This is a genomic window from Halococcus sp. AFM35 (assembly GCF_051195015.1).
In the GTDB taxonomy this organism is placed as follows: Archaea; Halobacteriota; Halobacteria; order Halobacteriales; family Halococcaceae; genus Halococcus.
On sequence record NZ_JBNTJU010000045.1, the window covers coordinates 1 to 13,763 of the forward strand.

Genomic DNA, 13,763 nt, shown 5'->3' on the forward strand with positions numbered 1-13,763 from the left:
TGAGGGTTCCATATCATCAGCACGAACGGTCAGCAAGCGGATGAGCGGGGCGTTTTATATACTCGAATCGGGAATTGTTGGACCGACTAACATGGGCATGGGAACAACGCCGACGCCTCGCCAACAAGGAAGTCCGAGGTGAGACGCTTACGGACGAAGAAGAACGGTTCAAAGACAGATGTAAGAGTACTATCGACACGCTTCGTCCGTACTCGACCAGTGGCTCCAATGACGAGGATCGTGGATACCGAACGTACACGTTGTCTATCCTCGCAGAAGAGGGGTTCCTACCGGGATATGCGACTTCTCGTGAAGGAGTCGTAGCTTCCGCTGAACGAGCCTACTCTCGTGGCTGGGATAAATTCGAGTTCGATCTCAACCGTTCGAACAGTATTGCAATCCATGAACACGTCCCTGGAAATCGAATCTATGCGAACGGTGGGAAATATCAGGTCAGTTATTACAAATTCCCTGCAAGTGATGAGGTTAAGAACCCACGCGAATGGGCGGTCAATCCTGATCGGTTTGCTGTTAAAAACAAGTTAGAAGCAGAAGCCGGTTACAATAATCCTCAGGCGATAGATGTCCCCTCTTTGCCTCTTGTCGACTCACAACTTCGGTTTATTAGCCACGTCGAAGAACTTGAGAACACCCGCTTCCGAATGCCGAGTGTAACTGCTGGTGTTCTACGCAAGCGGCACGATGGAGGTCATCGATACGAATTCTCCGATCAAATTGTTGACCATCGAGAAAGCCAGTTCGTTACTATTCTGAATTTCGGACCAGAGCAACCTGAGAGAGACCATCCACTTGGCTACCCGATTTGTGTCGTGTGTGGCGGCGTTCGAAGTCCATATGAGAGTGAGGACCGACTCGAAGATTTCATCGAGTACCACGAAGAACGCTGTGGCGAAGAACCACAGTACTTTGCACTTCACGTTCACAGCGATGTAGACGGGCTTCTGTTCACTGAGTTAGAGTCACAGGGGGACGCTGTAAGCCTCGGGGAATCACTGACTCTCGTCGGTAGTCATCTCTTCGATATGGAACGTGATGACCTACGTTGGCTCCCGATTCCAAGTGACGAGGGGGAGATGTGGCAGCTCTTTCTCTATGATCCAATGCCTGGCGGTAGTGGGCTTCTTGAACAGTTCATCGACGAATGGGAGGAGGTACATACCGCCGCCCAAGATCTCCTTGGAAGCTGTCCGAGCGCGTGTTCAACTAGTTGCTATGACTGTCTTCGAACCTACTACAATCAGTTCTACCATGACGAGCTGAACCGTCACCAGGCACTGGGTCTAATTCAGGGAATGGGTCGCGAACCAACAATAGCGAACCCAATCGAACCCATCAACGAAATAGAGGAGGAGGGCGACGAAGATACGAACCTCTGGGAAAAGCGGCTCGAAGATATCGTCTGTAAGGAGTGGGGGTATAGTGGATTTGAACCACAGGGCAAGGTAGATTTGCCGAGTATAAGCGCTTACACACTTCCAGATTTATTCCACGAAAACGCAGAAATCGCTATATATCTTGATGGTCCAATTCATACTGAGAAGGAGCAGAAAAAGAAGGACAAATATCTCAGGAACGCGCTGAAAGCAGAAGGCTGGACCGTTATTGAGATTCATATCGAAGATTTCGAAAATGACCCGATGATGAATGTTTATCGGACTCAAATTGGCAATGAGATTGGCGGTCACTGACGGTTCTATATATGAACACAACGATGGGAGTTCTATCGAGTTTGAATATTCCTGAAAGGAGCCCTGTAAAGAAGTATCTGCTAATCTACAGGCTGTAGAGAAACGCCGTTCGTTTATTTTGACTCCCTTTGATACTGAGGCGACAGTCTAAAAAAGTCACTCTACCGACGTGGCGAGAAACTATAGTTTCTACCAGACTGGTAGAAAGGGGGTTCGATTTATGTTGATCTCAGGGATGGCGAAAAGGTAGCGTCTCGTGTTGAGCTTGGAGACGGCGACACAAGAGCTATTGCGAGCTACTCGGTTTCAAGCGCGGCGTAGATGTCGGCATGACGCTCTGCATCGAGTCGTCCCATCTCGAGTGCGATCTCGTGGCGTTCTTTCTCAGTGGTCGCCGATTGATACTGCTCGTACAGCTGGCGGACATCGTCGTCGGGCTTGGTTGAGGAATCGACACTCGATGCCATTTTCTATCAGCTATATCCGTTGCGTCCACTAATCAGTTGCGACGAGCACACGCTCGGAAGTAGATGACGGCTGTTTCGGTGTCGACCTCCGTCTCGTCAGTCGCGAACCGATGCAGGAGGGCACGAATTTCGTCACCGTACTCGAACGTATACCCGTTCAGCATGTAGAAAACGACCACTGTGCGGAGTGCTGTTCGTTTGTTCCCATCGACAAACGGATGATCGGCGACAAGCAGTCGCATCAGATGGACCGCTTTCTGGTGGAGTGAGTCCGGTACCTCGCCGAAGAACCCCTCCGAAACGTACTGGAGGGCCGAATCGACCGCATCCTTCGACCTAACACCCGGTTCGGTGAGATCACCCTCCTTAACGATCTGTGTATGGAGATCGAGGATCAGATTGGCGGAAGGGTACACGAACTCGTTGGGCACACTCGTGTTTCGTCTTTAGGCCCGTATAGGCGTTTCTGACGTTGTATTTGCTTCAACAGGGCCTGATCAGGCCATGGAAGTACTTATCAATTGGACCTTACCTTCGCTCCACCTGGCACCGAGTTTGGGAAAGTCCAGATTTCGTCGAGAGCACGATTGAGACGGTCATCAGTAGCTACTCCGTCGAGATAGATCGCGCGGCGCTGTTCGTCTTCGAACAGTCGGACGAGCGTGCTCCGTGGAATCCCCGAACTCTCAGCAACGAGCGTCTGTTGCTCGCCATGCTCCAGACGCAGGAGCGCTTCACGAGTTTCGAGGAAGCCCTCAATATCGATGTGGAGGATGCCATTCCCGTCAATTACGAAGCCCCGCGGCGGCCGGCCGGTCCACGTCCCTGTCCGCTGGGCGGCTCGAATCCCGGATCGGATACGGCGGAGGTTCTGTTCGTGCTCGATCTTGGCGAGGTCGCCCATGATGCTGGCGATCATGGTGTAGACGGTTCGCTGGATGGGTGGATCGTCGACGTGAATCGAGAGACCGAGATCGAGCGATTCAACGGTTGTCCCTCGCTCCATGCAATGCTGGATGAATCGATGAATTTCGCCAGCACCGAGCCGCGAGAGTCGTGAGAGTTCGTGAACCGCGACGAGATCGTAGTCACCGTTCTCGATAGCTCTGTCGAGTTTGCGGTACTGTTCGCCACCGTGTTCATCGGTTCCTGAGACAACGTCGGTGTATGTGTCGATAGTTGTGGCCTTGGGGAACTTCGAGGCGATGTGTTCGTGGCACTCATCGAGTTGTCGCTGGAGGTCCTGTTCGGGGGTACTGACACGGGCGTAGATAGCGGCTGACTGCACTGTTGAGGATGTAGCCAAAGACGGATTAACTAACCAGAACTCCGAAGCGGAGCCGGTGCGAGCCTGTCTCCAGTAGGTATAATGGCCTTCGGTCACCACTTGAAGGTCTGAGCTTCAGTAAGCCATGAAATTGCTAACCTTACACGAATCAGTATGTCATCGAGAGCCGAGAGACGCCACCAGAAGGAGGCGATGACATGCCCTGGGGAGTCCACTCAGAGTACTCCGACGACGAGGGTCCAGAGGTCGACATCGACGAGGAGCAAGAAGAAGTCGACCGGACTAAAGAGGGATCCGAGACGACTGAAGACTTCGACATCGATGACGCGATCGGGAATCTGAGCCCGGACTGAAGCAGGGTTCAGCTGCCAGCCATGATTTCAACCGACTCAGTGACCTCTCGCATGGAAGTACAGCAAAGAACTCGGCCAGCACCTCTCTCGTATCTACATCTTGTCGCCAGAATCACTTAAAGAAATATCGAATGGCCACTGTTCTGCTCTCTGTACGGATTCACCGTTGTAACTGCGAAACAAGTGTACTCGGGATTAGAGAGCAAAGGACGAGTAATACTCGGCGGACTTTAGTGTATCACCGATAAGCACGGGATACTGTTCGGATTTGTCGTTTCATGCATCAAGAATATCGGCAAGGTCAATGAGGTCGTTGGCAACTATCTCGGCTGTTGAGCTTCATCGATATCGATAGTCGGATGCCGCGTAAACCAATATCAACGGCATGGATTCTTCGCTCGAACTCCTCGTGCGAAATGCATACGTCTCGGATCGGGATGCGGTCGTCGATATTGGCGTCAACGACGGCAACATCGTGGCGATTCATCCGGAGATTACCGAATCCGGGGCTACCGAACTTGATGCCGAAGGGAACCTCGTTTCCCCTGGACTCGTCGATGGGCACGTTCACTTCGATATGGCGCGTTCGGCGACCGGCGACCGCCGCCCGCGGAACAACGATGATCGGAGCGAGCGAACTGACACAATCGAACGAACCGCCGCGTACTTCGCCACAACGGACCGTGAAACCATCGCGGCGAACGCTCGACGGGCCGCTGAGCAGGCGATTGCTAACGGCGTCCTCCACATCCGCTCTCATGGATACGTCGATAGTGTCGTCGGGACAGATGTCGTCGAGACGCTGGCGTCGGTTCGGGAAGCATTCGCTGATCGACTCGATGTCGAAATCGTCGCCTTCCCACAGCGCGGTATTTGCCGGGACGCCGGTTCCGCGGACGCCGTGCGAGCCGCCCTCAACACCGGAGCTGACCTCGTGGGTGGCCTCGACCCCGCCACGCTCAACGACGACCGCGAGGCAACGATTGCAACATGGTTCGACGTCGCAACCGAAGCCGACGCAGACCTTGACATCCACATCCACGAACGTGGAGATGTAGGAATTGACACACTCACCCGACTTGCTGCGGAGACGATCGCGCATGGCTACGAAGGCCACGTCACCGCGAGCCACGCTTATGCGCTCGCCGATGCCGTGAACGGATCAACTGAGAACGGACGGCTTGGCGATGCGATGGAGGAGTTCGCGGCGGCACGGCTCAAATTTATTACCTGCTATCAGAGCACACCACCCGGGATGCCGATTCGCCGATTTCAGGACGCTGGTCTCGGGATGGCTCACGGTACCGATCAAATCCACGACCTCTGGGGCGTACATGGAAACGTCGATGCGCTCGAAGCGCTACTCGTTGAATCATTCAAACTCGACGGTTACTCGACGAATCAGGGTCTCGCCAGCCTCTGGAGCCTCGTGACCGATAGGGCGGCACAGCTCCTTGGTATCGACGGATACGGTATCGCGGAGGGAACGCCTGCGGACCTCGTCGTTCATCGTAGCGCCTCGCCCGAGTGGGCTATCGTTGAGAACCGAACGCCGCGATACGCCGTGAAGGAGGGTCGTATCGTCGCCGAGGACGGCAATACAATCGCTCCTTGACACTTCCCGTTTGTACGAATTGGACTTGCGCTATGTCTGGACGTACTCTATTATCGCTACCATGAATTCATTTCGGCTCGTCAGAGGTTATCTTGAGGCTACGGTCGACAGATCGACGGGATAGATTTTACACGAGCGGATCGTCCGTAATACTGAGATCACCACGATCTTTGTCGTTGTCGAAGCTTTCTGGGGAGATATCGAAATCAAATACGCCCTTCGGAAGAGCAAGCGTCGAGCAAGCGTTGGGCACGTCTACAACTCCACTGTGACGTCCTTCGACAGGAACTGTTCCCAAAATATGGAGCGCTTGCTGTCCCGTGTAGCCGAACTTCTTTAGATAGTCGATAGCCTGGAGACACGCTCGCCGATAGGACACATGCGGATCAAGATAGTGCTGATCGCCATCTTCGGTGACCGAATATCCACAGAACGTTACGTAGTCCTCGAACGTGGGTCCGCGGTTTCCCGGCTCGAATATTGGATGATCGACACCGTGTTTGTCCATACCATCCTTGACGAGGTCGAACTTGAGATCGATGTACGCTGCCATCTCGATCGCGCCACAGAAATTAATCTCTCCATCACCTTGCGAGGCATGGAAATCACCTACTCCAAATTTCGCGCCCTCTACGTAGACTGGGAAGTAGACCGTCGAGCCAATCGAGAGATCCTTGATGTCATGGTTTCCTCCGTGTTCACGCGGTGGAACTGTTCTAGCTGCTTCTTCTGCAGCTTTTTCGGCTTCGTCTGGATCCATCTCTCCCATCAGTGCTCCTTCTTTTGTGGGGAGATTGGCAACTGGGGGCTCCTCTTCGCCGGTAGGGTGGTTATGAATCGATTCCGGATCTTGTTGATGTTTATCGACTAATTCTTGCTCGCGTTCATTCCATTCTTCGAGTAGTTCTTGGCTTGGCGCACACCCAGCTAGACCTGGATGGATTTTCCCTTGGTAGCGGACATCGGGAACATGCCGTGAAGAGACTGTGTAGCCATCGAGGTCCCAGATCGATTTTGCAGCCTTTGGGAAATGATCAGTGAGGAATCCACCGCCGTTCTGTTGTGAGAAGGTGCCAGCAAATCCGAACTCTGAGCGCTCATTGAGTGGTCCCATGTCGAGAAACTCGACTTTCAAGAGATCACCAGGCTCGGCATCGTTTACATGTACTGGACCTGCTAGGTAGTGGACCTGCGTGAGATCCACATCACGGACTTCGTTTGCGTTATCGTTGTCCTGGATTTGTCCTCCAGTCCAGTCGAGCGCTTCGAGACGCATGGTCTCACCCGGGTCAGCCTTGACGGTTGCAGGTATGTCCGGGTGCCATCGATTGAATGGGTTCGGTCCGGGTTGTTCGTCTGGCTCACTGTCGACATCAACCTCAAATTTCACTTCTGGCATAGTTTCTCCGGTTCGTAAACTCCATTCAGGATATCGGATATTGATGTCTTAACGATTGTGGAAGATAGAACACATGATCTGAAATGGATAGAAACCGAAGTGAATGCGCCCGCTCGCACAAGACCAACCGTTATAGTCCTCCTCTAAGTGAGGAAAGACATGTCACGTTCAATCCGGCAACAGTGGATAACCCATGATCTGAAACGAACAACGGGTGATGCTGCCCGACAGGCGAACATCGACGCCGGCAGAGCTGTTGCTACAGCCCTTCGATCAACTCTCGGACCATCTGGACGAGACAAAATGCTCGTCGGTACCAATGGGACAGTCATTGTTACGAACGACGGGGCGAGCATCCTTGATCGAATGGATATTGAGGATCCGGCAGCTCAGATGGTCGCTCAGGCTGCAAACGAGCAAAAAGAGATCATTGGAGACGGTGCGACCACTACAGTTCTCCTTGTAGGCGAGTTACTCTCAAAAGCAGAAGACCTCTTGAACGATGGGCTCCACCCAACAGTGATTCTGAAGGGATACTACAGAGCAGCTTCCCACACCTTACAGAGATTAGACAAATACCGTGCTGACTGCACACTGGAGGACAATGAGTTATTGCAAGCGGTCGCGAAAACTGCAGTGACCGGAAGGTGGGGTGCTGAAGCGACCAATCTTTTTTCAACTCTCACAACAGATGCTGTGCATGCTGCTGGTCGCAATAGCAAACCTGGGACTTCTTCTATTACCACTAAGGCATTCCCTGGCGGTGAATTGCGAGATTCCGAACTCATAGACGGGATACTCGTGGACATGGATGCTTCCTCGACAACAATCGAAATGCTCGAGACCAGCACTCCATCTACACTTACTAACGCTCGCCTTGCTCTAGTTGACGCTGAAATCGACATTGGACCACCAGATAACATTGATCAGGTAACTATCTCTACTCCAGAGCAACTCGACTCACTTCAGGAATATGAATCTGATACCAAAAACAAAATTACACAAACTCTTGCTAATCTTGATGTAGACATACTTTTTTGTCAGAAATCGATTGACGATGCCATTCGGACGAGACTAGCCAAAGAGGGTATTCTTGCTGCTGAACGTACTCGGCAAGATGAATTCGATGCTCTCGCTCGTGCAACAGCAGCGACGGCTGTGCAGTCTATCAGCGATCTTGACCGGACTAATATCGGTATTGCTGGGTTAGTTGAACAACGATCAGCAGGTTCGGCCCATCTCCTCATTATTGCTGGTCTATCTGGGGACAAGCAAGTATCGCTATTGCTGCGTGGCGGAACGAAGCATGTTGCTGAGGAAACCAAACGCATTATTGAAAGCTGTACCGCGGTTGTTCAGGGAACAGTTCAGGGTGGAGGTATTCTTCCTGGTGGTGGGGCAACTGAGACAGCCCTCTCGATGGACCTCTCGAAGTATGCAAATACTATCAGTGGCCGTGAACAGCTTGCGATCAGAGCATTTTCCAGTAGCCTTGAATCCATACCGCGAGCGCTCATCAATAATGCTGGTCGTGATCCATCAGAGCTTCTCCCTCGACTTCGAAATCGCCATGTAGATAATCCAATGGTCGGTGTTGATTCATCGACTGGCAAATTGCGGGATATGCTGGAAGCAGACATTCTTGAACCAACAGTTGTGAAGCGACACTGTCTCACGACTGCACTAGAAACGGCTGCAACAATCTTACGAATAGACGACATTCTCCAGCATACGGGTACGGACTCAGGCGATGTCACGACAAGCGACAGTCGGAGGTCACAAGGCCATACTTCGCAAAGTACCAGTGGATATCCATGGGCCATTGGGCATTAGAGATCTATAGTAGCCCTCTGGTGTAGTATTGAATGAAATCAAGTCATTCGCCTTTAGATAACAACAAACTCACATGATTGCGGCTGGAAGCGAAATCGGTTCATGAACGGAGTGAGGAGGAATTCGGTGTAACTCCAGAATCCTCCTCGGATCGAATTGAACGCCGGCTCAGTACACTCTTTCCATTGACTGCGCTTGAAGACCACCCAAGGCAGTCGGTGTGGTCGAACGCGACGGCAAGTTCCAGGTTCCAGCGATGGTCTGGGCGCTTGTGTCGGCTTCGCCGCAGGCGAGAGCCGAACACTCGCCGCGTTCCGTCGTGCCCACAACGCTACTCCCGACAAGACGCTCTCGTCTGGCGGCTTCTACCAGTGGCTGACGCCGCTGCTCGCCGCATATCTCCGCGACCTCGTCGAGTAAAGTTGATCTTGTGGAGGGTCACGAGTTCGTCGGCAAGGAGGTGCAGCGTCCAGCGAGCGTGTCCCTCGGGTGGTTTGCTGCAGGCGAGTCGGATAAGGTGGGCTTCAGCTCTCCCGTCAAGTTTGCGTTCGTATTCGCGGTCGGGCTTGCGGCAATGAATCGCCGCGAGCCCTCGCTTGGCGTAGCTTTGCGCGTGTTGAACACTGTTTTGGGGTGACAGCCGACGTGCTCACTGATGCGGAGATCAGTGAGCTCGTCATCTACTTTCAGGGGAATTCGTGCTCGCGTATTGTCCTCGGACCTCCGTTCACCCGTGGAGATGAACCACTCAAGTGTATTGCGGTCTTCCTTAGAGAGGTTGACAAGTATTTTTCGCACTCATTCCAGTAGTTACGCGCCCAGAGACAATATACCTGTAGATTCTTGGTTGAAGCTACACTCAGCGGGAGACGCGACGCTTCGCTCTTTAATAAGAACGAGGAAGATCGAGACTGTGTGTCCCAAGATAGTTCCAGATCATCTCCTCACTGATTGGCACAGTTCGAGCGTGTCGAATAAACTCCCATGCGGCAGAGATACCTATTTCAGCAGACGCCGACATACCGCCGAAGGTTGTCATAGCCGCTTCGGCAGCCTCAAAAGCAGACTTCCCGGCCTGCAAATTCGCTAAATTCGCTGCTTCACCGACATCGCCGGTTTGCGTGCTCTGTTGCCATGCGGCCTTTTCCAAGGCAAGCCGAGCACTTTCTAGGTCTGCATGCGCGTCTGCAAGTGGATGTTGGATAGCTTGATGTCCGCCAATTGCTTGTGACCAGACTTCCCGTTCTTTAGCATGTTCGACTGCACTCTCTAAGGTCGACTTGCCGGCTCCCCACGTGCAGGCGCCCAGCACAATTCGTTCTGCGTTTAGGGTATCAAACATTTGTCTAAGTCCATCGCCTTCTGTTCCGAGAATCTGAGATTCTGAAACACGAAGACTGTTAATATGAACTTGATAGGTGCGTTCCGGATAGTAAATGTCGAGTGGAATCTCGCTGTATTCGATAGCATTGTCGTTGAGATCCACAATAAACATCGTGATGCCGTCGGCGGGCATCTCAACGTCTTCTTTGTGGGCCGTGCGGGCTAAGAGCAACATTTTGTCGGCGTGTTCTAATCCAGAAATGAATTGCTTTTCCCCATTTATAATAAATTCATTACCGTTACGTTCAGCAAATGTCGTGAGGTTCGTAGTGTTTAGCCCAGCATTCGCTTCTGTCACGCCTAATCCCCACGTCGTATTACCGTTAATAATCTTGGGAAGATACCGCTGTTTCTGTTCTTCTGTCCCATGTGCGAGGATGGAGAAGCCGCCAAAAACAGGCCCGCCGACAAGTGTAACAGCCCCGATCCAAGCGCCAGACTCAGCAAGGGTTTCGATTATCAAGACCATCTCTAGAAGACCCATATCTTGCCCATCATATTTCTCAGGAAATGCGACACCTAGCCAGTCGCCTTCTGCAAGATCATCATAAAATTCAGCGGGGAAACGTCGTTCTTCCCTGACGTTCTGCCAATAATTTCTTGAATAGTCAGCAGCAATATCACTGATTGCTTGGCGTATCAACTTGTGTTCCTGGGTCCATTCGAAATCCATTGCATTTGCAACCGTGCGACTATAGTATAAAGCTAACAACTACATATGCTGCATGGTATAAATGGCCTCGGGTATTCGGGGTCAGCAACATCTGAATTGGGGTCCTCAGATACACAATATTTTGGTCGCGTCACAAAGTCGTCTAAAGTTCGCCTCTGGTAGCCTCGACTGAGAGGTCACACCTGATTGATGTTTTGGTTGAGCGCTGAAGCAGATCGTGCTTGAACGACTGGTAATGGTCTGGGTTGGCACAGTTCACGAGTCGTAACTGAAGCAGTGCCTCTAATCCGGCGGCTGTCCACCGCATCCACTGATGCTTGCACCGCTTCGAGACTTCTCCCATCGCTCGCTCTACCGGGTTCGAGGTCCACGGCACCTCGAACCCTTCTGTGGCCTCTTCAGCGAATAGAATCATCGATGGGAGCCACCTCCGCAGATACGTTGCGGTCTTCGGTGAGGAGAGCTGCTCCAGTTGCCACGCGAGATGGCGTATGCGCTGTTTCGTGGTGGCGATCCGCTCGCGGATCGCCGCCCACTCCTCATTCGGACGATGTTTCTCGACCGAGTTCTTCAGGTGAAAGAGGTCGTTTGTGACCTCCGAGACGATCTGCTTGCGCTCTTCGAGGGAGAACGCACCGTCTTCCCAGAGCTTGTAGCTGGTCGTCCGAGCCACGTGGACCAGATCAGGTTGGTGGCGGCGGTCGTCGGCGGTGAACGCCTCGACGAGTCCCTCTTCGGCGTCACTGACGACCGTCGCGTCGTCAGTGACCGCCTCGGTTTCATCGAGGGCGGTGGCGGTGTCGTCCCACGCGTCGTCGACCGAGACGTCCAGGAGACTGGTTGCGTCGTCCTCGTCTTGGCCGAGTGTGACGTGGACGTCGTTGTATGCGGTAGCGTCGTCTTGGCTGTGACACTTGGTTCCGTCAGCGAGTACTGTGTCGGCGTTCGTCCCGGCGAGCTGCTTGTGGAGGTATACTCAGAGACAGAGATATTGATAGACTCCCGGTGGACTGATTGATTCGAGTGCTGTCCAGACTGCTGAGCGAATCTCGGCACAACTGCCGAAGTAGCGGTTTGCTAAGGCGAGTTTGAGTCGTCGCCAGTACTCTTCGGTTGGATTCAGGTCCGGCGATCCCGTCGGGAAATACACCAGCTCAATCGGTTCATCGGCGGCGAAGTGCTTCACCGCCGCGGCGGTGAAGTACGTCGCCTGATCCAACAGTACGACCAATTTCTCGCCAAACTCCGCTTGGAGATGCTCCAGAAAGCGGATCGTCACCTCACCGGTGAACGATCCGCCACACTCCAACACCGTCGTCTCACCGTACTCAGTGACTGCTCCCAGCAGATTCACACCCTCGCGAGAGGCCGACACGCCCACGGTCGGCCTCTCGCCAACCGGGTACCATGCCGTATAGAGGTCCGCCCCAACCGCTTTCCGCGTCTGATCAATTGTGACAACCGTCGCATCCTCATCACGGCGGCCTACTTTTTTCTAACCGTCTCCTCGAACTCCTCGCGCTCGTCCTCGTCGGCAGAAGCCGGCTCTGGCCGGGGTCTCTTCGGTGAGACCCCGGCCTTGTTCATCAATCGACAAACGTGACGGTGGGAGAAAGCGACATCGAACGCTTCGATGAGGTAGTGCTGGGCGAGAGCTGAACTCCATGCTGGGTCGTCGTACCCTATTTCTTCAGGTGGCTCATGAAGTACAGCGGCGAACTGCTCGAACTGTTCATTGCTGAGTTCGGATGGACGTCCGGGACGAGGTTTGTCGTAGAGCGCGGCGTCGAAGCCGCGCTCTTCGAAGCGGTTCAACCAGTTGTAGACGGTCTGGCGGTCCCAGCCGTATTTGGCTTCAATATCGGCCGGAGAGAGTCCTTCAAGATACTCGCGAGCAGCGGTGAGCCGCTTGATCGCCTTCGGATCTGTCTCGTCCGCGAGTTGCTCGCGGACTCGACGTTTCGTGAGGTCGGGAATCTTGTTCCCTTCCTTAGCCATATCGGCGACTAGTTCGCTGGGGTATCAAAACTTCCGGCATACGGTATAGTCGCCGAGTTTACTGCCGTATTCTTTGACACGGCGGTGGATGGTGGAACGCGACGGCATCGGAGTGATCTGCGTAAGTTATGAACCCTTGCTCAATATGGATACCGACGCCGCTTCATTCCAGCGCCGTCCAGCGATTCAGCACGGCCTCTCACATATGTTCTGGAGGGATTCAACTCTTTTGCAGACCACTCAGATGCCGTCGCTGTCCTTGGCGGCGTCACGATAGCTGAGCGTGGTGGCGCGCTCGACGCTCTGGAAGGCGATGTCCTGCTGATACTGTTTTTGCCCGTCGAAGCTGATGATATCCTCGATGGGCCGGAAGTACGATTCCTCATCGTGGTTGGCGGCAGTATCCTCGACGTAGTGAAGGTCGAAGTCGTGCTCGCCAGCGGTTGTGACTGCCGAGCGTGATTTGGTGCCGCGGCGCTGGAAGCGTTCGTCGCCGTTGCCGCGGGCGTGTTTCTCACCACAGAGCGCCTCGACGAGTTGCTCGTCGAGGCTTGCGACGAGCTGTTCGAGGATCGTGGCCTCGATGTCCTGCTCGGTGAGTTCCTCACCGAGCGCGGCGAGCGGTAGTGTTTTGTCGTCATCAATGCTGAGTTCGAACCGCACGTCGATTGTGGCGTGCATGGGGCACCTCTCGTGTAGGCTACCAGAGGTGACTCCGCTTCCACAGAGTCAGTTACTACTCGACTTTAGACGGCTTTGAGATACGACCAGTATTTTAGCCACAGTTCGCTGAGTCAAACGATCTTGCCAAGCCGAGCAACCGACTAAGTTAACAGTGCCCCGGAACAATTCAACAAGCCTCCATGAGGATTACCTCGTTGAAGTCGAAGTGGAGGCCCCTGAGCAAGATGGATGTTGCGGCTATCGAACCTGACGATAAGGAGATACGCCGGATCTAAGAACAATACTCGTATGTGTTTAGCGCAGTCCGTTCGTAGATGCCTCTGCACGTGATTCTGGTTCCTTTCCTCCGAGTATCGACATC

At 53.4% G+C, this 13,763-nt stretch carries 10 protein-coding genes and 4 pseudogenes; 5 read left to right on the top strand and 9 right to left on the bottom strand.

Going from position 1 to position 13,763, the window contains the following annotated elements:
• The first annotated feature begins 260 nt into the window (after positions 1 to 260).
• The gene (locus ACQUQO_RS16865) at positions 261 to 1,709 is read left to right on the top strand and encodes a Zn-binding domain-containing protein (protein WP_435079612.1); all 1,449 of its coding nucleotides are present in this window, start codon (positions 261 to 263) and stop codon (positions 1,707 to 1,709) included.
• A 296-nt stretch (positions 1,710 to 2,005) separates the two neighbouring features.
• On the opposite strand, the gene ACQUQO_RS16870 is transcribed toward ACQUQO_RS16865, so the two are convergent.
• The 3 genes from ACQUQO_RS16870 to ACQUQO_RS16880 form a co-directional block, all read right to left on the bottom strand.
• Entirely contained in the window at positions 2,006 to 2,176 is a 171-nt protein-coding gene (locus ACQUQO_RS16870) for a hypothetical protein (RefSeq protein WP_435079614.1), read from the bottom strand.
• Positions 2,177 to 2,208: 32 nt separating this feature from the next.
• Positions 2,209 to 2,607, bottom strand: a complete 399-nt coding sequence (locus tag ACQUQO_RS16875; RefSeq protein ID WP_435079616.1) for a type II toxin-antitoxin system death-on-curing family toxin — start codon at positions 2,605 to 2,607, stop codon at positions 2,209 to 2,211.
• Positions 2,608 to 2,693: 86 nt separating this feature from the next.
• Entirely contained in the window at positions 2,694 to 3,464 is a 771-nt protein-coding gene (locus tag ACQUQO_RS16880) for a recombinase family protein (RefSeq protein ID WP_435079618.1), read from the bottom strand.
• Positions 3,465 to 3,661: 197 nt separating this feature from the next.
• Here ACQUQO_RS16880 and ACQUQO_RS16885 point away from each other — a divergent pair, with 197 nt between their 5' ends.
• Together ACQUQO_RS16885 and ACQUQO_RS16890 are read left to right on the top strand one after the other, a co-directional pair.
• Positions 3,662 to 3,817: a hypothetical protein gene (locus ACQUQO_RS16885; protein ID WP_435079619.1), complete on the top strand. Its 156-nt coding sequence runs from the start codon at positions 3,662 to 3,664 to the stop codon at positions 3,815 to 3,817.
• Between the two features lie 385 nt (positions 3,818 to 4,202).
• Positions 4,203 to 5,432, top strand: a complete 1,230-nt coding sequence (locus tag ACQUQO_RS16890) for an amidohydrolase family protein (RefSeq protein ID WP_435079621.1) — start codon at positions 4,203 to 4,205, stop codon at positions 5,430 to 5,432.
• Between the two features lie 127 nt (positions 5,433 to 5,559).
• Here the strand turns inward: ACQUQO_RS16890 and fmdA are convergent, their stop codons facing one another.
• Positions 5,560 to 6,831: a formamidase gene (gene fmdA / locus ACQUQO_RS16895; protein WP_435079622.1), complete on the bottom strand. Its 1,272-nt coding sequence runs from the start codon at positions 6,829 to 6,831 to the stop codon at positions 5,560 to 5,562.
• 159 nt (positions 6,832 to 6,990) lie between these two features.
• Here fmdA and thsA point away from each other — a divergent pair, with 159 nt between their 5' ends.
• Positions 6,991 to 8,664 carry a thermosome subunit alpha gene (thsA, locus tag ACQUQO_RS16900; RefSeq protein ID WP_435079623.1) on the top strand — a complete coding sequence of 558 codons (1,674 nt, stop codon included), beginning with the start codon at positions 6,991 to 6,993 and terminating at the stop codon, positions 8,662 to 8,664.
• Positions 8,665 to 8,819: 155 nt separating this feature from the next.
• A pseudogene (locus ACQUQO_RS16905) lies at positions 8,820 to 9,081 on the top strand (IS4 family transposase); the annotation flags it as partial.
• A gap of 16 nt (positions 9,082 to 9,097) precedes the next feature.
• On the opposite strand, the pseudogene ACQUQO_RS16910 reads toward ACQUQO_RS16905, so the two are convergent.
• From ACQUQO_RS16910 to ACQUQO_RS16930, 5 genes and pseudogenes are all read right to left on the bottom strand, one after another.
• Positions 9,098 to 9,226, bottom strand: a pseudogene (locus ACQUQO_RS16910) (IS630 family transposase); the annotation flags it as partial.
• 324 nt (positions 9,227 to 9,550) lie between these two features.
• Positions 9,551 to 10,720 (bottom strand): acyl-CoA dehydrogenase family protein, encoded by a 1,170-nt coding sequence (locus ACQUQO_RS16915; protein ID WP_435079625.1) that lies wholly within the window; start codon positions 10,718 to 10,720, stop codon positions 9,551 to 9,553.
• A gap of 142 nt (positions 10,721 to 10,862) precedes the next feature.
• Positions 10,863 to 11,693, bottom strand: a pseudogene (locus ACQUQO_RS16920) (ISH6 family transposase); the annotation flags it as partial.
• A 3-nt stretch (positions 11,694 to 11,696) separates the two neighbouring features.
• A protein-coding gene (locus ACQUQO_RS16925; RefSeq protein WP_435079627.1) for an IS630 family transposase occupies positions 11,697 to 12,718 on the bottom strand; the annotation gives its coding sequence in 2 pieces (ribosomal slippage) (positions 11,697 to 12,215 and positions 12,218 to 12,718; 1,020 coding nt in all).
• A gap of 243 nt (positions 12,719 to 12,961) precedes the next feature.
• A pseudogene (locus tag ACQUQO_RS16930) lies at positions 12,962 to 13,399 on the bottom strand (ISH6 family transposase); the annotation flags it as partial.
• Positions 13,400 to 13,763: the final 364 nt, after the last annotated feature.

Coding starts and splice junctions, on each gene's coding strand:
- ACQUQO_RS16870 (WP_435079614.1), bottom strand. CDS start 2,176: ATGGCATCGAGTGTCGATTCCTCAACCAAGCCCGACGACGATGTCCGC.
- ACQUQO_RS16885 (WP_435079619.1), top strand. CDS start 3,662: ATGCCCTGGGGAGTCCACTCAGAGTACTCCGACGACGAGGGTCCAGAG.
- ACQUQO_RS16890 (WP_435079621.1), top strand. CDS start 4,203: ATGGATTCTTCGCTCGAACTCCTCGTGCGAAATGCATACGTCTCGGAT.
- fmdA (WP_435079622.1), bottom strand. CDS start 6,831: ATGCCAGAAGTGAAATTTGAGGTTGATGTCGACAGTGAGCCAGACGAA.
- thsA (WP_435079623.1), top strand. CDS start 6,991: ATGTCACGTTCAATCCGGCAACAGTGGATAACCCATGATCTGAAACGA.
- ACQUQO_RS16915 (WP_435079625.1), bottom strand. CDS start 10,720: ATGGATTTCGAATGGACCCAGGAACACAAGTTGATACGCCAAGCAATC.